Genomic DNA, 19947 nt, shown 5'->3' with positions numbered 1-19947 from the left:
GGCCGGGCGCCGGGTCGAGACTCGGCCAGGCGGACGCCCTGCGCCGCCCGGAGGCCGCAGCCTGCCCGCCGGAGCGAGACTCGCAGCCGGACGCGGCCACCAACGGGCAGAGGCCCGACCCGCTCACGCAGGTCGGGCCTCCAGGCCGGGTGGGCCGGAGCGCCACCGGCGAGACTCGGCCAGGCGGACACTCTGCGCGGCCAGGAGGCCGCACGCTGTCCGCCGGAGCGAGACTCGGCGCCGGACACACCCCCGGCCGGACGCACCCGGTGGACAGGACGCCTCAGGAACCGGCGGTCGCCGTGTCCTTGCCCGCGGCGGGGCCGGAGCCGTCGGCGGAGATCACCGGGATCTCACTCGTCGAGAACTCCTTCGCCCAGTCCGACTGCGCGAGGTCCGACGTCGGGTCGTTGTAGTCGTCGATGACGCCGGCGATCTCGTCCTCGGAACCGACGGTCGGGCCGGAGCCCATGAGCGGCGTCGACGCGGTCTCCTTGGTGAAGTACACCGCGACGAGGCCGATGACGGCCGCGAGCATCAGGTAGAACGCGGGGATGTCCTCGGCCCAGCCGTAGCCGCCGTCCTTCGCCCAGTTGATGAGCGCGGCGGTCGCGAGCGGGGTGGTCCCACCGAAGAGCGACACCGACACGTTGAACGCGATGGCCAGCGCGCCGTAGCGGATGATCGTCGGGAACAGCGCCGGCAGCGTGGACGGCATCGTCGAGGTGAAGGTCACCAGGACCACGCCGAGGATGAGCAGGCCGGCGAAGACCCCGACGCCCGTGCCGGTCTGGACGAGCTTGAGTGCCGGCCAGGACAGCAGGATGAACCCGATGCAGCCGGCGGCGAGCACCGGACGACGGCCGAAGCGGTCCGACAGCCGACCGCCGAACGTGATGACGACCATCATGAGCAGCATCACGACGACGATCAGGATGAGCCCGAACGTGGCGTTCTGGCCGAGGTTCTGCTCGAGGTAGGTCGGCATGTACGACAGGAGCATGTAGTCGGTCACGTTGAAGACCAGGACCAGCCCGATGCAGATGATGAGCGAGCGCCAGTTCTCGGCGAAGAGCTTCAGGAACGGCGTCTTCTGGGACTCGCGCTCGGCGGCCTGCTCCTGCTGCTTCTGGAAGGCCGGGGTCTCCTCGAGCTTGAGGCGCAGGTAGAGCCCGATCAGGCCGAGCGGACCGGCGATGATGAACGGGATGCGCCAGCCCCAGCTGAGCAGGGCGTCCTCGGACAGGCCGAACTGCAGGGCGGTGACGATCGACGCGCCGAGCACGTAGCCGGCGAGCGTGCCGAACTCCAGCCACGAGCCCATGAACCCGCGGCGCTTGTCGGGCGAGTACTCGGCGATGAACGTCGCGGCGCCGCCGTACTCACCACCGGTCGAGAAGCCCTGCACGAAGCGGGCCACGAGCAGCAGGATGGGTGCCCAGAAGCCGATCGTGTCGTACGACGGGATCAGACCGATCATCAGCGTGCCGGCGGCCATCAGGATCATCGTCAGCGCGAGGACCTTCTGGCGGCCGATCTTGTCGCCGATCGGGCCGAACACGGCGCCACCGATCGGTCGGACGATGAAGGCGGCGGCGAAGAACCCGAAGGTCGCGACGATGTTCGAGGCCGGGTCGCCCTGCGGCAGGAAGACCTGCGAGATGGTGACGGTGAGGTACGCGAAGATGCCGAAGTCGAACCACTCCATCGCGTTGCCGAGCGCGGCGGCGGCCACGGCACGCTTGAGCATCGACTCCTCGACGACGGTGACGTCGTCCTTCGTCATCTCACGGCGAGCGCGCTTCGCAGCGCCCTTCGACCGCACGGGCCGATCGCCGTGCTGGTGGGGTGCGGTGTTCGGTGCCAAGTTCGTTCCTCCGGTGTGCTGTGCGTCCTTCGGGCGTCCGGCGGGACGGCAACGGTGCAGCACTTGCGAGCTCCGCGCTCGCCGGACAAACCCCGGAAGACTACCAGCTTTCCGGGCAGACCCGAAACGAGGGTGTGCTACCGGCTCGTGACGCGGTGGCGACGGCCGGTAGCATTGACCGACCCGCACGGACTCGGGAGCCCGCGTCACGCGTGGGACCACCGCGTCACGCGGGACACTCAGGCACCTCATCACGGACTCGGTGCCGCACATACCGATCGAAAGGCGCAGCCATGACCAAGCCCATGCCCGACAAGCCCACGGTGGACGGACTCGAGCAGGTCTGGGGACCGGTCTGGGACCAGGACGGCACCTACCGCTTCGACCGCGACGCCGCCGGGCACCGCGACGCCGTGTACTCGATCGACACCCCGCCGCCGACCGCCTCCGGCTCGCTGCACATCGGCCACGTGTTCTCGTACACGCACACCGACCTCAAGGCCCGGTTCGAGCGGATGCGCGGCAAGCACGTCTTCTACCCGATGGGCTGGGACGACAACGGTCTCCCCACCGAGCGTCGCGTGCAGAACTACTACGGCGTCCGCTGCGACCCGTCGCTCCCCTACGACCCCGACTTCACCCCGCCGTTCGAGGGCGGTGACGGCAAGTCGAGCAAGGCGGCCGACCAGCTGCCGATCTCCCGCCGCAACTTCATCGAGCTCTGCGACCAGCTCACCGTGCAGGACGAGCAACAGTTCGAGGAGCTCTTCCGCACCCTCGGGCTGTCGGTCGACTGGACGCAGTCGTACCGCACGATCGACGAGACCTCCCGCGCGAGCGCGCAGCGTGCCTTCCTCCGCAACCTCGAGCGCGGCGAGGCCTACCAGGCCGACGCCCCGACGCTCTGGGACGTGACCTTCCGCACCGCCGTGGCCCAGGCCGAGCTCGAGGACAAGGAGATGCCCGGCGCGTACCACGGCATCGCGTTCCACAAGTCGGACGGCTCCGGGGACATCGTCATCCAGACCACCCGCCCCGAGCTGCTCCCCGCGTGCGTCGCCCTCGTCGCGCACCCGGACGACGAGCGCTTCCAGGACCTCTTCGGCACGACGGTCCGCTCCCCCCTGTTCGACGTCGAGGTGCCGGTGCTCGCTCACCACCTCGCGCAGAAGGACAAGGGTGCCGGCATCGCCATGGTCTGCACGTTCGGTGACACCACCGACGTGGTCTGGTGGCGCGAGCTGCAGCTGCCGAACCGCGCGGTGATCGGCTTCGACGGCCGCGTCCGCTCCGAGCAGCCCGCCTGGATCGAGTCCGAGCAGGGCCAGGAGCTCTACGCCGAGCTCGCCGGCAAGACCGTGTTCTCCGCCAAGAAGGTCGTCGTGGACGCGCTCACCGCCTCCGGCGACCTGGTCGGGGACATCAAGACCATCAACCACCCGGTGAAGTTCTTCGAGAAGGGCGACAAGCCGCTCGAGATCGTCTCCACGCGCCAGTGGTACATCGTCAACGGCGCACGGGACGAAGACCTCAAGGCGAAGCTCCGCGCCCGCGGCGAGGAGATCGCGTTCCACCCGGACTTCATGCGCGTCCGCTACGACAACTGGGTCGGCGGCCTGTCCGGCGACTGGCTCATCTCCCGCCAGCGCTTCTTCGGCGTGCCGATCCCGGTGTGGTACCCGCTCGACGCCGACGGCAACCCGGTGTACGACCAGCCGATCGTCCCGACCGAGGCTCAGCTGCCCGTCGACCCGTCCTCCGAGCCGGCGCCCGGGTACCAGTCCGACCAGCGCGGCATGCCGAACGGCTTCGTCGGCGAGGTGGACGTCATGGACACCTGGGCGACGTCGTCCCTGACCCCGCAGCTCGCGGGCAAGTGGGAGACCGACCCGGCGCTCTACGACCTGGTGTACCCGTACGACGTCCGTCCGCAGGCCCAGGACATCATCCGGACGTGGCTCTTCACGACCGTGCTCCGCAGCCAGCTCGAAGCGGACGTGGTGCCGTGGAAGAACGCCTCGATCTCGGGCTTCATCGTGGACCCCGACCGCAAGAAGATGTCGAAGTCGAAGGGCAACGTCGTCACGCCGATGGCCGTGCTCGAGCAGCACGGCGCCGACGCGGTCCGCTACTGGGCTGCCTCGTCCAAGCTCGGCACCGACGCGGCCTTCGACCCGCAGAACCCGAAGCAGATCAAGGTCGGTCGCCGTCTGGCGATCAAGGTGCTCAACGCGGCCAAGTTCGTCTACGGCTTCGAGCTGCCCACCGGCGCCACCAGCGTCACCGAGGCACTCGACGTCGACATGCTCGCCGCGCTCCGCAGCACCCTCGAGCAGGCCACCACGGCCTTCGAGAGCTTCGACCACGCCCGCGCGCTCGAGGTCACGGAGCGGTTCTTCTGGACCTTCTGCGACGACTACCTCGAGCTCGTGAAGGAGCGCGCCTACGGCACCGCACCGGACGCGACCCACGAGACGCAGGCGAGCGCCGTCCTGGCGCTGCGCTCCGCGATCGACGTGCTGCTCCGACTGCTGGCACCGTTCCTCCCGTTCGCGACGGAGGAAGTGTGGGCCTGGACCCACGACACCAGCGTGCACCGGGCCTCCTGGCCGACCGCCGACGACCTGCCGGTCGACGCGGCCGAGACCGGGCTGCTCGCCGCCGTCGGGCAGGCGCTCATCGGCATCCGCGGTGCGAAGACGTCCGCCAAGGCGTCCCAGAAGACGCCCGTGACCCGCGCCGTCGTGGCGGCTCCCGCGTCGACGCGTGCGCTCGTCGAGCGTGCGGCCGTGGACCTGGCGGCCGTCGGTCGCATCCAGGACCTGTCCTTCGTGGACGGCCCGGAGCTCGCGGTCATCGAGATCGAGCTGGCCGAGCAGCCCGCCTAGGCTGCGGCCCGACGGACGGTCACGGACACCACAGCCAGGAGGCTCGGATGCAGTTGGGAACGCGATGGAGCGTGGGTGGGCAGCCACCCGCGCGACTGGCGGAGGCGCTCGTCGTCGCCGTACGAGGGGTCGAGGACGAGCTCGCGGCGGCGTCCGTCGACGTGTCGACGTGGGGGTGGACGTTGACGTTCCTCGAGGGCAAGCCCATCGTCACGCTCGACGACGGCACTTCGATCCACCTCGACGACGCCGGCCGGGCCCAGGTGACGAACCCGGACGACGCGGCGGAAGAGGACTGACGACGGGACCCCGGGGTGTTCGTGCCCCGGGGTCCCGTCTGTCGTGCTGTCCTGCTCGGGTCAGGCCTTCGCGAGCCAGCCGAGCAGGACCTCGTTGACCTCGGCGGTGTGCGTGGTCAGGAGCCCGTGCGGGGCGCCCTCGATCTCGACGTACTCCGCCGCGGGCAGGGCCTTGGTGAACCGGCGACCGGTCGCGTCGATCGGCAGGACGTTGTCGGCCGTGCCGTGCACGATCAGGGCCGGGACGGTGACCTTCGGGATGTCCTGACGGAAGTCGGTCCCCCACGTCAGCGGTGCGGCGGCGGACGCGATCGCGCCCGAGCCGGCAGCGACGTTCCAGGCGTTGCGGACCTGCTCCTCGGAGATGCGGGTGCCGAGGTTCTCGGAGAGGTTGAAGAAGCCCTCGTAGAAGGACGTGAAGTACGCGTAGCGGTCCTTCTTCACGTCCGCGGAGACGCCCTCGAAGAACGAGGCCGGCACGCCGCCGTCGGGGTTGTCCTCGGTGATCGTGAGGTACGGCTCGAGGGAGGCCAGGAACGCGACGCGGGCGATCCGGTCCTCGCCGTGGCGGCTGATGTAGCGGGCGATCTCGCCGGTGCCCATCGAGAAGCCGACCAGGATCACGTCGTGCAGGTCGAGGGTCTCGAGGACCGTGTGCAGGTCGTCGGCGAAGGTGTCGTAGTCGTAGCCGGTGGACGGCTGCGAGGACTGGCCGAACCCGCGTCGGTCGTACGTGATGACGCGGTAGCCGGCGTCGAGGAGCGCGGGGGTCTGGCCCTCCCACGAGTTGCCGTCCAGCGGGAAGCCGTGGATGAGCACGATCGGCTGCCCCTGGCCCTTGTCCTCGTAGTGGAGCGCGATGTCGACGCTGTTCTCGGTCCCGACGGTGATGGTGCCCATGGTGGATCCTCTCCTCGTGCTTCGATCCTCGTACTTCGACGGAGAACGGTCGTTCTCTGCCGATGTGCCCCTACACTAGAGAACGGCCGTTCCCAGCGCAAGGGGCAATGGGCGAACAGCCCGCGGAGAGGTACGGACCATGGCAGCGACGACGAACACCGTCGATCCGGACGTCCGCGCGCACATCACCGCCGTCGCGGACGAGCTCTTCTACACGCGCGGCATCCAGTCCGTGGGAATGGACCAGATCCGCACCGCGGCCGGCGTCTCCCTGAAGAAGCTCTACGCCGCCTTCCCGGGCAAGGAGCAGCTCATCGCCGCGGTCCTCGCCGGACGGCACGACTACTGGGAACGCGGGATCGGCCAGTCGGTCGACGCCGCCACGACCCCCCGGGACAAGCTCCTGGCGATGTACGACTTCCTCGAGACGTGGTTCGGCGACGACACCTTCCGCGGCTGCGGCTTCATCAACGCCTTCGGGGAGCTCGGCGCGACCTCACCCGCCGTGGCCGAGATCGCGCGTGCGCACAAGGACTCCTTCCAGCGCTACGTCGAGGGGCTGACGCTGCAGGCCGTCCCCGACGCCGCGCGAGCCGAGGAGCTGGCTGCGCAGCTGGCGCTCCTGGCCGAGGGAGCGCAGACCACCGCCGCGATCGCCGGGGACACGGCGCCCGCCCGGCACGCCCGGCTCGCTGCGGCGACGTTGATCGACGCCACGACGCGCTGACGTCGGCGCTTGCGCGGTCCTCCGAGTCCGCGCCGTGCGCACCCGTAGGGTGGAGCGATGACGACGCCGTTCGACGCACCGAGCACCCTCCCCTACGCCCTCCCGCCGTTCGAGGAGGTCCGGCTGGAGCACCACCGCCCGGCGTTCGACGCCGGCATGGCCGAGCAGCGGGCCGAGGTGGAGGCGATCGCGACGAACCCGGACGCCCCGACGCTCGAGAACACACTCGTTGCCCTGGAGCGCAGCGGGCAGCTGCTCGCTCGGGTCTCCGCCGTCTTCTTCACGCTGAGCTCGGCGGACTCCTCCCCCGAGCTGCACGACCTGGAGGCCGAGGTCTCGCCGCTCCTCGCCGCACACCGTGACGCCATCACCCTGGACTCACGTCTGTACGACCGCGTCCGGGCCGTGCTCGACGGTGCCGAGGCCGCTGGTCTCGAGGGCGAGGACCTGCGCCTGGTCCAGCGCACCGCGACGGAGATGACCCTGGCGGGCGCCGGGCTCGACGACGCCGGCAAGGAACGCCTCACCGCGATGAACCAGGAGCTCTCGACGCTCACCACCACGTTCGAGCGGAACCTACTCGAGGACACGAACGACCTCGCCGTGCACGTCACGGACGAGGCGTCGCTGATCGGCCTCGACGACGGCGCGAAGTCGGCCGCCGCCGGTGCCGCCGCCGACCGCGGGCTCGACGGCTGGCTCATCACGCTGCCGCTCTACACCGGGCACCCGTGGCTGGCGTCCCTCGCCGACCGCGACCTGCGCGAGCGGGTCATGCGGGCGTCGCTCTCGCGCGGACGCCAGGGCAACGCGCACGACAACCGCGACGTCCTGCTCCGCATCGTCCGGCTCCGAGCCGAGCGGGCCGAGCTCCTCGGCTTCCCGAACCACGCGGCCGTCGTCACCGCCGACGAGACGGCCGGCACTCCCGAGGCCGTCGACGGGCTCCTGTCGTCCCTCGTCGGGGCCGCCGCCGCGAACGCCGACGACGAGCGCGCCGTCCGCTCGCGCACCGTCGGCTTCGACGTCGAGGCCTGGGACTGGGCCTACGCGACCGAGATCCTGCGCGGAGAGCAGTTCGCCGCCGACAGCACCGCGATGCGCCCGTACCTCGAGGCGGACCGCGTGCTCCGCGACGGCGTGTTCTTCGCCGCCACCGCCCTGTACGGGCTGAAGTTCGCCGAGCGGCCCGACCTGCACGGCTACAACGCCGACGTCCGCGTGTTCGAGGTCACCGACGAGGACGACGCCCCCGTCGGCCTGTACCTGCTCGACCTGTACACGCGGGACGGCAAGCGGGGCGGCGCGTGGATGCACCCCGTCGTCGAGCAGTCCGCGCTGTTCGGCACGCTGCCGGTCGTCGTGAACAACCTCAACGTCGCGAAGCCCGCTGCGGGGTCCCCGACGCTCCTGATCCAGGACGAGGTCGAGACGCTCTTCCACGAGTTCGGCCACGCGCTGCACGGGCTGATCGCCCGGACGACGTACCCGCGGTTCTCGGGCACGAACGTCGAGCGCGACTTCGTCGAGTTCCCGAGCCAGGTGAACGAGATGTGGGTGTCCTGGCCCGAGGTCCTGGCGAACTACGCCAAGCACCACGAGACCGGGGAGTCGATGCCGCCCGAGCTGGTCCTGGGCCTGAGCGACTCCGCGGGCTTCAACGAGGGCTTCTCCACCACCGAGTACCTCGCCGCCGCACTGCTCGACCAGGCGTGGCACCGGCTCTCCGCCGCCGAGGCCGCCGCCGTCACCGACGTCGAGGCCTTCGAGCGCCAGGCCCTCGCCGACGCCGGCATCGACGTCGCCGCGGTTCCCCCGCGCTACTCGTCGACCTACTTCGCGCACACGTTCTCGGGCGGGTACGACGCCGGGTACTACGGGTACATCTGGAGCGAGGTGCTCGACGCCGACACGGTGGAGTGGTTCCGCGACCACGGCGGGCTCGACCGCGCTGCTGGTCGCCGGTTCGCCACGATGCTGCTCGGCGTGGGCGGGTCGAAGGACCCGATCGAGGCCTTCCGCGAGTTCCGCGGCCGCGACGCCGAGGTCGGACCGCTGCTCCGCCGCCGCGGGCTCGAGTAACCCAGGCCAGTCAGGCGGGCCGAACGGCCTGCGGCCTCAGGACCGACGAAGGGCCCCGCACCGACTCGGTGCGGGGCCCTTCGGCTGGGACGACTACGCGGACTTCTCGATGCGCTTGGCCCGCGCGCGCGGCACGATCGTCGGCGCGGCGTTCTCGAGGACGGACTCACGGGTGACGACCACGCGGGCGACGTCGTCGTCGGACGGGACCTCGAACATGATCGGCCCGAGCACCTCTTCCATGATCGCGCGGAGCCCGCGGGCGCCGGTCTGCCGGAGCACGGCGAGGTCGGCGATGGCCTCGAGCGCGCCCTGGTCGAACTCGAGCTCGACGCCGTCGATCTGGAACATGCGCTGGTACTGCCGGACCAGGGCGTTCTTCGGCTTCGTCAGGATCTCCATGAGCGCGACCTGGTCGAGCTGCGACACCGTCGTGACGACGGGCAGACGACCGATGAACTCGGGGATCAGGCCGAACTTGTGGAGGTCCTCGGGCAGGACCTCGGAGTAGAGGTCCTGGTGGTCGAGCGAGCTGTGCAGCTGCGCGCCGAAGCCGATGCCCTTCTTGCCGACGCGCGAGGACACGATCTCCTCGAGCCCCGCGAAGGCGCCCGCCACGATGAAAAGCACGTTCGTCGTGTCGATCTGGATGAACTCCTGGTGCGGGTGCTTCCGGCCACCCTGCGGCGGGACCGAGGCGACCGTGCCCTCGAGGATCTTGAGCAGGGCCTGCTGGACGCCCTCACCGGAGACGTCACGCGTGATCGAGGGGTTCTCGGCCTTCCGCGCGATCTTGTCGACCTCGTCGATGTAGATGATGCCCGTCTCAGCGCGCTTGACGTCGTAGTCAGCCGCCTGGATGAGCTTGAGGAGGATGTTCTCGACGTCCTCCCCGACGTAGCCGGCCTCGGTCAGCGCGGTGGCGTCGGCGACAGCGAACGGCACGTTGAGGCGCTTGGCGAGGGTCTGCGCCAGGTAAGTCTTGCCGCAGCCGGTCGGGCCGATGAGCAGGATGTTCGACTTGGCGATCTCGACGTCGTCGCGGTCCTCGGCGGCGGTGATCTGCCCCTGGGCCCGGATGCGCTTGTAGTGGTTGTAGACGGCGACGGACAGTGCCCGCTTGGCGGGGTCCTGCCCGATGACGTACTCCTGCAGGAAGTCGAAGATCTCGCGCGGCTTGGGGAGCTCGAACTCCCCCGTGCCGGACTCGTCGCTGGCCTCGGCCAGGCGTTCCTCGATGATCTCGTTGCACAGCTCGACGCACTCGTCGCAGATGTACACGCCGGGACCGGCGATGAGCTGCTGTACCTGCTTCTGGCTCTTGCCACAGAAGGAGCACTTGAGGAGATCGGCGCTCTCTCCGATGCGTGCCATGCGCGAGCCTTCCCCTGGTTGACGTGCAGCACTGCTCGTGAGCACGAGGTCGTCGTGATGACGAGCCTAACCGCATCCAACGACACTCCCGGCGACCCCGAGCGCGTTTCCACGGGCGCGTTCGCCCAGGGCGTGCGGTCCTGCTACGGTGATGACGTCGTCTCTACAACTTGTAGAAGTAGCCCTCCGGAAGGAACCCCATGCAGCAGCGTCTCGCCCTCGGCGGAGCAGCGACCCTCGGCGTCGCCGCGGTCATCGTCCTCGGCACGGCGGCCTCCGCCAGCGCACACGTCGAAGCGACGAGCACGTCGACCGCGGCGAACTCCTACACGACCGCCACGTTCTCGGTCCCGCACGGCTGCGACGGCTCGCCCACCACGAAGCTGCAGTTCGACATCCCGTCCTCGATCATCGAGGTCACGCCCACCGTGAACCCGAACTGGGACATCACGAAGACGACCGAGAAGTACACGAGCCCGTCCGCCTCGGCCGACGACGAGTCCGCCGAGGACGCCGGCGAACGGGTCACGAGCATCACCTACGCCGCGAAGACCCCGCTGCCCGCCGACGAGCGCGACACCTTCTCGCTGTCGTTCTCGCTCCCCGACGGCAAGCCGGGTGACGTGGTCGCGCTCCCCGTCACGCAGACCTGCGAGCAGGGGTCGACCGAGTGGGACCAGGCCCAGAAGGCGGGCCAGGCCGAGCCCGAGCACCCGGCGCCGTCGATCACGCTCACCGCAGCCACCGCCTCCGCCTCCGGTGACGACGACGCGACCGCGGCGAACGCCACGGACGACGACGCCACCACGGCACCGGCCGCCTCGTCCTCCTCGTCGTCCTCCGAGCCCGACCTGGTCGGCCGCTTCCTCGGCCTCGGTGGCCTGGTGCTCGGCGCAGCCGGCCTGGTCGTCGCCGTCGCCGCCACCCGTCGACGCAGCACGAAGTGACGTCCGGCACCCGTCCGGCGGTGCGCCGGCCCAGCACGGCCAGGAGGCTCGTGGCCGCGTCCGCCGCGGTCCTCGCGATCGCGGGCGGTGCCGTCCTCGGCCTCGCGGGTCCGGCCGACGCCCACAACTACCTCATCGCCTCGACGCCGAAGGTCGACGGCACCCTGACCGCGCTGCCCAAGGCGTTCGAGATCACGACGAACGACAAGCTGCTCGACATCGGCGGCTCCGGGTCGGGGTTCGCGTACCGCATCGTCGGGCCTGACAAGAAGTACTACGAGGACGGCTGCGTCGACATCGACGGACCCTCGATGACCACGCCCGCCGCACTCGGTGCATCGGGGAAGTACCAGGTGGAGTGGCAGATCGTCTCCGCCGACGGCCACACGGTGTCGGACGAGTACCCCTTCACGTGGAAGGCACCCGCCGGCTTCACCCCCGCGAAGGGTTCCACCACCCCGCCGACGTGTGCCCGCGCGGGCTCGTCGTCGTCGGAGACCACCACGGGCACGGCGTCCGGCGACGCCGACTCCCCCGCGACCGACGCCCTCTGGATCGGCGCCGGGGGCATCGTCGTCGTCGCGGCGATCGTCGCCGTCCTGCTCCTGCTCCGTCGCCGCCCGTCCCCGTCCCCCGACGACGACCCCGACCCCGACGCCCCGGACGCCTGACCCCGGCTCCACCAGACCCCGCTGAGGTCGCACTCCGTGTCGCCTCCCCCCGCGACGACCCGACACGAAGTGCGACTTCGGCGCCAACGCCGGGCCCGACAGGTCGCAACACCCCGCTCACGTCCGCCGGCCGGTCGGAAACCGTCGCTCCGATGCCCGCCGACCGACGCTTCCTGACCGGTCGGCGTCCACTCGACGGCGTGTCGCGACCAGTCGGCGGGCGGAACCAGCGCTGCGGAGTCGATCCGAGCCTCCAGGCCGGCGCCACCGGCCCGACGCACGCTGACAGATCCCGGCGAGATCGCACTTCGTGTCGCCTCCCGACACCGAGACCCGACACGAACTGCGATCTCAGGCCCCGCGCACGACCCGGACACGACGAAGGCCCCGCACCGGACGGTGCGGGGCCTTCGTCATCGACTACTTGACGAGCGCGGGGAGGTTCTTCCGGCTGGTCAGGACCTGGTCGATCAGGCCGTACTCCACGGCTTCCTGCGCGGACATGATCTTGTCGCGCTCGATGTCGTGGTTGATCTCTTCGGGCGTCTTGTTCGAGTGCTTCGACAGCGTCTCCTCGAGCCAGGTGCGCATGCGGAGGATCTCCGCGGCCTGGATCTCGATGTCGGAGGCCTGGCCGCCACCCTGCTGGACGGCAGGCTGGTGGATGAGCACACGAGCGTTCGGCAGTGCGAGGCGCTTGCCAGCGGTACCGCCAGCGAGGAGCACCGACGCGGCCGAGGCAGCCTGCCCGAGGCAGACCGTCTGGATCTGCGGACGGATGTACTGCATCGTGTCGTAGATCGCCGTCATCGCGGTGAACGATCCACCGGGCGAGTTGATGTACATCACGATGTCGCGGTCGGGGTCCTGCGACTCGAGGACGAGCAGCTGGGCCATGACGTCGTCGGCGGACGCGTCGTCGACCTGCACGCCGAGGAAGATGATGCGGTCCTCGAAGAGCTTCGCGTACGGGTCCTGGCGCTTGTAGCCGTAGGCCGTGCGCTCTTCGAACGTCGGCAGGATGTACCGATCAGTGGGAGCCGGGACGTTCTGCGCGCCACCGAGCATGGGGAGATGCATTCTCGTTTCCTTTTCTTCGGTGGTGATCAGGACTGGGCGTCGGGGTCGGCCGCCGGGGTCGGCGTCTCGCCGTCGGCGACCGTGCCGCCCCCACCGATGACCTCGGCGGACGATGCGCGGAGGTGGTCGACGAAGCCGTACTCCAGGGCTTCCTGCGCCGAGAACCAGTTGTCGCGGTCGTTGTCCTTGAGGACCTGCTCGATCGACTTGCCGGTCTGCTCGGCGGTCAGCTCGGCCATGCGCTGCTTCATGTCGAGGATGACCTTCGCCTGCGTCTGGATGTCCGCGGCGGTTCCGCCGAAGCCACCGGACGGCTGGTGCAGGAGCACACGGGCGTTCGGGGTGATGTAGCGCTTGCCGGGCGTGCCGGACGAGAGCAGGAACTGCCCCATCGAGGCGGCGAGGCCGATGCCCACCGTGACGATGTCGTTCGGCACGAACTGCATCGTGTCGTAGATCGCCATGCCCGCGGTGATCGAACCACCGGGCGAGTTGATGTAGAGGTAGATGTCCTTCTCAGGGTCCTCGGCGGCGAGCAGCAGCAGCTTGGCTGCGATCTCGTTCGAGTTGTCGTCGCGGACCTCGGAGCCGAGCCACACGATCCGGTCTCTCAGAAGGCGGTCAAAAACACTGGGGTTCAGTGTTGCTTCGGCCATGGAAAAGCTCCCGTTCAGTTGTCGCTTGATGTCGAACTTATCGGTTGCAACGCAGCACTTCGCGCCTGTTCGCTGTCGGCAATGCGGTGGTGGGGAAACAGACAGGAGGCGCGGTGCCAGCTGGCACCGCGCCTCCCGTCCGTCGTCCGTCTGCCGTCTGGTGAGATCGCACTTCGTGTCGGCTCCCGGCCCCGGGACCCGACACGAAGTGCGATCTCAGCGCCGTGCGGGCGTCTTCGGGTGTGTGGGTATCGGTACGGACGGTTGCGTTTGTGTTGGTTGTGAGCGTATGGTGCTCGAAACCAACGGGAACGAAGGAGTTCGGGCATGTACGCAACGGAGCGCCACGACGCCATCGCCGCCGCCCTGCAGGACGCCGGCCGGGTCTCCGTCGCCGACCTCGCCGAGCACTTCGACGTCACCACCGAGACGGTCCGCCGTGACCTCGACCTGCTCGAGACCGCCGGGGTGCTCCGACGCGTGCACGGGGGAGCGGTCCCCGTCGGGCGGTCGAGCGTCGTCGAGCTCAGCGTCGCCGAGCGCGAGGGGCAGCACGGCTCCGCCAAGTCCGCGATCGCCCGGGCCGCGATGCGCCTGGTGCCGCCGACGTTCACCGGCTCGATCGCCCTCGACGCGGGGACCACGTGTGCCGCGGTCGCGTCGGAGCTGGCGCGGTGGGAGCCCGCCGAGGCCGGGGCGACCATCACCGTCGTGACGAACTCGGTCCCCATCGCCGCGACCCTGCAGCACTCCGCGAACGTCGAGCTGCACCTGCTCGGCGGGCGCGTCCGCGGGGTCACGAGCGCCGCGGTCGGCACCGCCACCGTGCAGCAGATCGGCGCGCTCCGCCCGGACATCGCCTTCGTCGGGACGAACGGGCTGTCCGCCGGGTTCGGGCTCAGCACCCCCGACGAGTACGAGGCGGCGGTGAAGGGTGCCTACGTGCTCGCCGCCCGTCGCAGCGTCGTGCTCGCCGACGCGGCCAAGCACGGCGTCGAGGCCCTGATGCGGTTCGCCCGCCTCGACGAGATCGACACGCTCGTCACCGACCAGCAGCCGCCCGCCGACCTGGCCGAGGCGCTCGCGGAGTCCGACGTCGAGGTCGTCGTCGCATGAGCGGGCGCATCGTCACCGTCACGCCGAACCCCTCGCTCGACCGCACCATCGAGCTCGCCGGCGAACTGCAGCGCGGCGCCGTGCAGCGGGCGACCCGGTCGACGGCCGAGCCCGGCGGCAAGGGCGTCAACGTCTCACGGGTCGTCGTCGCCAGCGGTGGGGACACCGTGGCCGTGCTGCCCGGGGACGACCTCGACCCCGTGCTGCTCGGGCTCGCCACCCGGGGCATCCCGACGGCAGCGCTGCCGATCGGCGCGCCGCTGCGGTCCAACGTCACCGTGACCGAGCCGACCGGCACCACGACGAAGCTCAACGAACCCGGCCCCTCGCTCGCCGGACGCCTCGACGACCTGGCCGCCCTCGTCGCGGACACGGCCGACGCCACCGCGACCGGCCCCCGCGCCCGCTGGGTCGTCATCGCCGGGTCGCTGCCGCCGGGGCTGCCCGACGACGCCCTCGCCGTCCTGGTCCGAGCCGTCCGTGCCCGTCACGGCGACGCGGTCCGGATCGCGGTCGACTCGTCCGGCGTCCCGTTCACCGCGCTCCTGCAGTCCGGGGAACGGCTCGACCTGCTCAAGCCGAACGCGGAGGAGCTCGCCGAGGCCGTCGGCGGGGACCCGGACGCCTACGAGCGCGACCACGACCTCGCGGTGGCCGCGGCTGAACGACTCCGGGCCCGCGGGGTCGAGACCGTGCTGCTGACGCTGGGCAGCGCGGGCGCGGTCCTCGTCGGCCCCGACGGGGTCTTCGCCGCAGCGGCCCCGCGCATCGTCGCCCGCTCGACCGTCGGCGCCGGCGACTCCGCCCTCGCGGGGTACCTCCTCGCCGAGGTCGCCGGGGAACCGCCCGAACGACGTCTGGCGCAGGCCGTCGCCACGGGAGCCGCCGCGGCCGCCCTGCCCGGCAGCGACGTCCCCGCCCTCGACCACACCGACCCGGACGCGATCGTCGTCGTCCGGCGCACCCCCACCGACACGAACAGCACCCCCACCGCAACGCCACTCGCGTCACTGCAAAGGAGCACACCATGACCGCTGAGCGAACCACGAGTCCGGGACTCATCAGCGTCCCCCTCGTCGGCCTCGACGAGGACCTCGGCGCCACCTCGGCCGACGTCATCCGCGTCCTCGCCGACCGCGTCGCCGCCAGTGGCCGCGCGGCCTCGGGCGAGTCCCTCGCCGCCGACGCCATCAAGCGCGAGGCGTCCGTCGGCACCGGCGTCCCCGGGGGCATCGCCATCCCGCACGCCCGGTCGGCCTCCGTCACCGAGCCGACCCTCGCGATGTCGCGCCTGTCCAGGACGGTGCCGTTCGGCGCGCCCGACGGCGACGCCGACCTGGTCTTCATGATCGCCGTGCCCGAGGGCGCCGACAAGGACCACCTCACGGTCCTCTCGACCCTCGCCCGTGCCCTCATCCGCGAGGACTTCACCGCCGCCCTCCGTGCCGCGACCACGCAGCAGGAGATCGTCGACCTGGTCGACCGCGAGGTGACCGGCGAGGTCGCCGACGCCGGCGTGACGGGCGCACCCCGAGCCTCCAGTCCGGCCGCGCCGACCACAGCACCGGCCGCCGGTCGGAAGGTCATCGTGGGCGTGACGGCCTGCCCGACCGGCATCGCGCACACCTACATGGCCGCCGACGCGCTGGTCGCCGCTGCGCAGCGCGCGGGTGCCGAGATGCACGTCGAGACGCAGGGGTCCTCGCAGGTCGAGCCGCTCGACCCCGCGCTCATCGCCCGCGCCGACGCCGTGGTCTTCGCCGTGGACGTCGACGTGCGCGACCGCAGCCGGTTCGCCGGCAAGCCGCTGGTCTCCGGACCGGTCAAGCGCGGCGTGGACGAGCCCGACGCGATGATCGCCGAGGCGCTCCGTGCCGCCGACGACCCCAACGCGGCCCGGGTCTCCGGCTCCGCGGCCGAGACCGGCACGAGCACCGCGTCGAACGAGCACTTCGGGCAGTCGCTGAAGCGCTGGCTGCTCACCGGCGTCTCCTACATGATCCCGTTCGTCGCGGGCGGCGGGCTGCTCATCGCGCTCGGCTTCCTGCTCGCCGGGTACGGCATCGCGCTGACGCACGGCGACTCCGGCCAGAACAACGCGGTGTTCACGCTGACGAACTTCACCCTCGTCGACCTGCCGCCGCAGGGGCTCGGGTACTACCTCGGCGCCGCCGCGTTCCAGATCGGGTCCGTGTCGCTCGGGTTCCTCGTCGCCGCGCTCGCCGGGTACATCGCCTACGCCATCGCCGACCGGCCGGGCATCGCGCCGGGCTTCGTCGCCGGGTCGATCGCCGTGTTCATGAACGCCGGGTTCCTCGGTGGTCTGGTCGGCGGCCTCATCGCCGGTGCCGCCGCCTACTGGATCGGGCGCATCCCGACCTGGCGCTGGCTGCGTGGCCTGATGCCGGTCGTGATCATCCCGCTGTTCGCGTCGATCATCGCCTCCGGGCTCATGCTGCTCGTGCTCGGTGGGCCCATCGCATGGCTGATGACGCAGCTGACCGAGTTCCTCAACTCGCTGTCCGGTGCCTCGGCGGTGCTGCTCGGGATCATCCTCGGCCTGATGATGGCGTTCGACCTCGGAGGCCCCGTGAACAAGGTGGCCTACGCGTTCGCCGTCGCCGGGCTCGGTGCCGGCACCGCCACGAACGTCGTGCCGTTCGAGATCATGGCCGCGGTGATGGCCGCCGGCATGGTGCCGCCGCTGGCTCTGGCCCTCGCCTCGACCGTGCTGTACCGGAAGGGCTTCACGAAGCCCGAGCGCGAGAACGGCAAGGCCGCGTGGCTGCTCGGCGCCTCGTTCATCTCCGAGGGCGCGATCCCGTTCGCCGCTGCCGACCCGCTCCGGGTCATCCCGGCGTCGATGGTCGGTGCCGCGGTCACGGGTGCGATCTCGATGGCTGCCGGGGTCACCTCGCGCGCACCGCACGGTGGGATCTTCGTGTTCTTCGCGATCGGGGGCATCTGGATGTTCATCCTCGCGATCCTGGTCGGCACCGTCGTGTCGGCGCTCGTGCTGGTCGCGCTGAAGAAGTGGGTGCGTCGGGCTCCGGCCGGCGACGCGGCTGCGGATGCTGCCGCGGCGGACCAGGCTGCCGTGGCTGGCGAGACGGTCGGGCAGCGGGCGCCGGTGGCTGCGTAGGGCTGCTTGCTCCGCCGAGTTCGGTGAGGGCGCGAGACGCCGGTGTCTTCTCGAGACGCCGGCGTTTCGTTGTGTGGCGGGGTGTTGGAGGGGCTGAGACGCCGGTGTCTCCGTGAGACGCCCCGAAGCCCTCGAGACACCGCTGGAAACGGCGGTGTCTCGGGTCCGAGAGGGCGTCTCGCGCAGACGGGGGTGTCTCGGGGGCGCGAGGGCCTGCTGCCGCCGGCGTCTGGTGCAGACGGGGGTGTCTCGCGGGGGGGGGGGGGGGGCAACCGCCTGGCGGACTGGAGGCTCGGTGTCAGCTGGTACCGAGCCTCCCGTCCGCCCCGGGGTGCGCCGAGCGGTCACGACACCCCGGCGGCGCGGGGCCGAGTGGTCGGGATCCGTCGCCCGGCGGGCGCCGGATCGACGGGCTGTGACCGGTCGGCGGAGGTGAGCGGGGAGTCGTGACCGGTCGGGCCGACGGCTCGGGCCGCACGGGCCGGGCAGAGCTCAGTCGGCGATGTTGGCCGTGACCGCGTCGATGTAGGCGGCACGCTCCTCGCGCGAGCTCGGGCGGCCGGGGACGCCGGGGCGCTCCTCCCACGGGAAGGGACCGGACTCGTGGCGGTACTCGATGCCCATGGCCTCGAGCCGGGCGAGGTGCTCCACGAGTCGCCCGCGGAAGTCGTCCAGGTCGCGGGGCCCGGCGACGTCAGCGGACCACAGCGCCTCGGCCAGGGCGGTGACCCGGGGGAAGAGCTGGTAGTCGAGCTTCCGGACGGTGTCCACGTGCTCGGTCCACATGTTGCCCTGGCCGCCGATGACGTGGGCGCGCTCGGCCTCGGTCAGCGACGCCGGCACCGGGTCGAACGCGAAGACGTCGTCGACGGTGAGCACGATCGACACCGGGATCGGCTCGTTCGGCAGGTCGCTCTGGCGGTAGTCCAGGTAGGCCTGGTCGTCCGGCACGGAGATGACGTCGTGCCCGCGACGCGCGGCCGTGACCGCGCCCTGCAGTCCACGCCAGGACAGCACGGTGGCGGAGGGGGAGAGCGTCCCGCCCTCGAGGATCTCGTCCCACCCGAAGGCGCGACGCCCGTGCGACTCGACGTGCGCGGCGAGCTGCCCGATGATCCAGGCCTGCAGCTGCTCCTCGTCGGCAAGGCCGAGCTCGCGGATGCGCTCCTGCGTGCGGGGGTCGGTCTCCCACTGCACCTTCGGGCACTCGTCGCCGCCGATGCCGATGTACGCGCTCGGGAACAGCTCGACGACCTCGTCGAGGACGTCCTTGAAGAACGCGATCGTGCTGTCGTCGGCGTTCAGGACGTCGTCTGCGATCCCCCACTCGGTCCAGACGTCGACCGGGGACTCCGGGTGCACGCCGAGCTCCGGGTAGGCGGCGAGGGCGGCGCGGACGTGCCCGGGGGTCTCGATCTCGGGGACGACCGTGACGAACCGGTCCGTGGCGTAGGCGACGATCTCGCGGATGTCGTCCTGCGTGTAGTACCCACCGTGCGGTCGGCCGTCGAAACCGTCCGGTCGGAGGATGCCGTCCGGGCCCTCGACGTGCGCGCCGACCTGCGACTCGGCACGCCACGCCCCGATCTCGGTGAGCCGCGGGTACTTCCGGATCTCGATGCGCCAGCCCTGGTCCTCGGTGAGGTGGAAGTGCAGGCGGTTGACCCGGTGCGCCGCGAGCTGGTCGATGACCCGGAGGACCTCGGCCTTGGTGCGGAAGTGCCGGGCGACGTCGAGCATCACGCCGCGCCAGGCGAAGGCGGGGGCGTCCTCGACCTGCTGCGCGGGGACGGTCCAGGGGCCGGTGCCGACACGGCCCTTCCGGTACACGTCCGCGGGCAGGAGCTGCAGGACCGCCTGCACGCCGTAGAAGACCCCGGCCGGACCCCCGCCGACGACCTCGACGTGGTCGCTGTCGACGACCAGCCGGAAGGACTCGGACCGGTCGCCGTCGGGCCCGGTCAGGAGGGTGTCGTCCGACTCGTCCACACGGAGGGAGATCCCCGCATCCTCCGATCGGTCGGCATCGCGGACCGGCAGCCCGGTCGAGCCCCGGAGGGTCTGCTGCAGGTACAGTCGGACCGGTTCGCTCGGCGCGTCGGCAGCGATGCGGGTCGACGGGGTGATCTCGAACGAGCCGACACCGGGTGTCGACAGGCGCGGGCGGGGGATGAGCATGTCGGCGTCCACCATTCCTC

General features: G+C 70.9%; 15 protein-coding genes. 9 read left to right on the top strand and 6 right to left on the bottom strand.

Going from position 1 to position 19947, the window contains the following annotated elements; translation table 11 throughout:
- Positions 1–283: 283 nt before the first annotated feature.
- Positions 284–1867, bottom strand: a complete 1584-nt coding sequence (gene proP / locus ITJ54_RS10030; RefSeq protein WP_228509069.1) for a glycine betaine/L-proline transporter ProP — start codon at positions 1865–1867, stop codon at positions 284–286.
- Positions 1868–2160: 293 nt separating this feature from the next.
- On the opposite strand from proP, the gene valS reads away from it, so the two are divergent.
- Together valS and ITJ54_RS10020 are read left to right on the top strand one after the other, a co-directional pair.
- Positions 2161–4755 carry a valine--tRNA ligase gene (valS, locus tag ITJ54_RS10025; RefSeq protein WP_228509067.1) on the top strand — a complete coding sequence of 865 codons (2595 nt, stop codon included), beginning with the start codon at positions 2161–2163 and terminating at the stop codon, positions 4753–4755.
- 47 nt (positions 4756–4802) lie between these two features.
- Positions 4803–5054, top strand: a complete 252-nt coding sequence (locus ITJ54_RS10020; RefSeq protein WP_194627874.1) for a hypothetical protein — start codon at positions 4803–4805, stop codon at positions 5052–5054.
- A 60-nt stretch (positions 5055–5114) separates the two neighbouring features.
- Here ITJ54_RS10020 and ITJ54_RS10015 read toward each other — a convergent pair whose 3' ends face one another.
- Complete coding sequence (locus ITJ54_RS10015) at positions 5115–5954, bottom strand: alpha/beta fold hydrolase (RefSeq protein ID WP_194627872.1); 840 nt, start codon at positions 5952–5954, stop codon at positions 5115–5117.
- A 139-nt stretch (positions 5955–6093) separates the two neighbouring features.
- Here ITJ54_RS10015 and ITJ54_RS10010 point away from each other — a divergent pair, with 139 nt between their 5' ends.
- Both ITJ54_RS10010 and ITJ54_RS10005 read left to right on the top strand, forming a co-directional pair.
- Positions 6094–6681 carry a TetR/AcrR family transcriptional regulator gene (locus ITJ54_RS10010; protein ID WP_194627870.1) on the top strand — a complete coding sequence of 196 codons (588 nt, stop codon included), beginning with the start codon at positions 6094–6096 and terminating at the stop codon, positions 6679–6681.
- 57 nt (positions 6682–6738) lie between these two features.
- Positions 6739–8763 carry a M3 family metallopeptidase gene (locus ITJ54_RS10005; protein WP_194627868.1) on the top strand — a complete coding sequence of 675 codons (2025 nt, stop codon included), beginning with the start codon at positions 6739–6741 and terminating at the stop codon, positions 8761–8763.
- Positions 8764–8856: 93 nt separating this feature from the next.
- On the opposite strand, the gene clpX is transcribed toward ITJ54_RS10005, so the two are convergent.
- Positions 8857–10137, bottom strand: a complete 1281-nt coding sequence (clpX, locus tag ITJ54_RS10000) for an ATP-dependent Clp protease ATP-binding subunit ClpX (RefSeq protein WP_194627866.1) — start codon at positions 10135–10137, stop codon at positions 8857–8859.
- A gap of 200 nt (positions 10138–10337) precedes the next feature.
- Here clpX and ITJ54_RS09995 point away from each other — a divergent pair, with 200 nt between their 5' ends.
- Both ITJ54_RS09995 and ITJ54_RS09990 read left to right on the top strand, forming a co-directional pair.
- Entirely contained in the window at positions 10338–11084 is a 747-nt protein-coding gene (locus ITJ54_RS09995) for a YcnI family protein (RefSeq protein WP_194627864.1), read from the top strand.
- Positions 11085–11134: 50 nt separating this feature from the next.
- Positions 11135–11755 carry a copper resistance CopC family protein gene (locus tag ITJ54_RS09990; RefSeq protein ID WP_194627862.1) on the top strand — a complete coding sequence of 207 codons (621 nt, stop codon included), beginning with the start codon at positions 11135–11137 and terminating at the stop codon, positions 11753–11755.
- Positions 11756–12175: 420 nt separating this feature from the next.
- Here ITJ54_RS09990 and ITJ54_RS09985 read toward each other — a convergent pair whose 3' ends face one another.
- Together ITJ54_RS09985 and ITJ54_RS09980 are read right to left on the bottom strand one after the other, a co-directional pair.
- The gene (locus ITJ54_RS09985) at positions 12176–12835 is read right to left on the bottom strand and encodes an ATP-dependent Clp protease proteolytic subunit (protein WP_071274268.1); all 660 of its coding nucleotides are present in this window, start codon (positions 12833–12835) and stop codon (positions 12176–12178) included.
- Between the two features lie 26 nt (positions 12836–12861).
- Positions 12862–13491, bottom strand: a complete 630-nt coding sequence (locus ITJ54_RS09980) for an ATP-dependent Clp protease proteolytic subunit (RefSeq protein WP_071274271.1) — start codon at positions 13489–13491, stop codon at positions 12862–12864.
- 327 nt (positions 13492–13818) lie between these two features.
- Between ITJ54_RS09980 and ITJ54_RS09975 the strand changes: the two genes are divergently transcribed.
- From ITJ54_RS09975 to ITJ54_RS09965, 3 genes are read left to right on the top strand one after another with little or no spacing between them, the layout of a single operon-like run.
- Positions 13819–14607, top strand: coding sequence for a DeoR/GlpR family DNA-binding transcription regulator (locus ITJ54_RS09975; RefSeq protein WP_194627859.1), 789 nt, complete (start codon positions 13819–13821; stop codon positions 14605–14607).
- On the top strand, positions 14604–15638 hold the full coding sequence (locus ITJ54_RS09970; protein ID WP_194627858.1) for a 1-phosphofructokinase family hexose kinase: 1035 nt from the start codon (positions 14604–14606) through the stop codon (positions 15636–15638). The genes ITJ54_RS09975 and ITJ54_RS09970 overlap by 4 nt, the downstream gene beginning before the upstream one ends.
- Entirely contained in the window at positions 15635–17749 is a 2115-nt protein-coding gene (locus ITJ54_RS09965; protein ID WP_194627857.1) for a PTS fructose transporter subunit IIABC, read from the top strand. The genes ITJ54_RS09970 and ITJ54_RS09965 overlap by 4 nt, the downstream gene beginning before the upstream one ends.
- A gap of 492 nt (positions 17750–18241) precedes the next feature.
- On the opposite strand, the gene ITJ54_RS09960 is transcribed toward ITJ54_RS09965, so the two are convergent.
- Positions 18242–19942, bottom strand: coding sequence for a beta-N-acetylhexosaminidase (locus tag ITJ54_RS09960; RefSeq protein WP_194627856.1), 1701 nt, complete (start codon positions 19940–19942; stop codon positions 18242–18244).
- Positions 19943–19947: the final 5 nt, after the last annotated feature.

It is taken from the genome of Curtobacterium sp. VKM Ac-2865 (assembly GCF_015350905.1).
GTDB lineage: Bacteria > Actinomycetota > Actinomycetes > Actinomycetales > Microbacteriaceae > Curtobacterium.
The sequence above is the reverse complement of the archived record's forward strand: the minus strand, read 5'-3'. Positions and strand labels throughout refer to the sequence as shown.

Bases quoted from the DNA above. Each gene is read 5' to 3' on its own strand.
- ITJ54_RS10020 (WP_194627874.1), top strand. From the start codon at position 4,803: ATGCAGTTGGGAACGCGATGGAGCGTGGGTGGGCAGCCACCCGCGCGA.
- ITJ54_RS10015 (WP_194627872.1), bottom strand. From the start codon at position 5,954: ATGGGCACCATCACCGTCGGGACCGAGAACAGCGTCGACATCGCGCTC.
- clpX (WP_194627866.1), bottom strand. From the start codon at position 10,137: ATGGCACGCATCGGAGAGAGCGCCGATCTCCTCAAGTGCTCCTTCTGT.
- ITJ54_RS09975 (WP_194627859.1), top strand. From the start codon at position 13,819: ATGTACGCAACGGAGCGCCACGACGCCATCGCCGCCGCCCTGCAGGAC.
- ITJ54_RS09980 (WP_071274271.1), bottom strand. From the start codon at position 13,491: ATGGCCGAAGCAACACTGAACCCCAGTGTTTTTGACCGCCTTCTGAGA.
- valS (WP_228509067.1), top strand. From the start codon at position 2,161: ATGACCAAGCCCATGCCCGACAAGCCCACGGTGGACGGACTCGAGCAG.
- ITJ54_RS09965 (WP_194627857.1), top strand. From the start codon at position 15,635: ATGACCGCTGAGCGAACCACGAGTCCGGGACTCATCAGCGTCCCCCTC.
- ITJ54_RS09995 (WP_194627864.1), top strand. From the start codon at position 10,338: ATGCAGCAGCGTCTCGCCCTCGGCGGAGCAGCGACCCTCGGCGTCGCC.
- ITJ54_RS09970 (WP_194627858.1), top strand. From the start codon at position 14,604: ATGAGCGGGCGCATCGTCACCGTCACGCCGAACCCCTCGCTCGACCGC.
- ITJ54_RS10010 (WP_194627870.1), top strand. From the start codon at position 6,094: ATGGCAGCGACGACGAACACCGTCGATCCGGACGTCCGCGCGCACATC.
- ITJ54_RS09985 (WP_071274268.1), bottom strand. From the start codon at position 12,835: ATGCATCTCCCCATGCTCGGTGGCGCGCAGAACGTCCCGGCTCCCACT.
- ITJ54_RS10005 (WP_194627868.1), top strand. From the start codon at position 6,739: ATGACGACGCCGTTCGACGCACCGAGCACCCTCCCCTACGCCCTCCCG.
- ITJ54_RS09960 (WP_194627856.1), bottom strand. From the start codon at position 19,942: ATGGTGGACGCCGACATGCTCATCCCCCGCCCGCGCCTGTCGACACCC.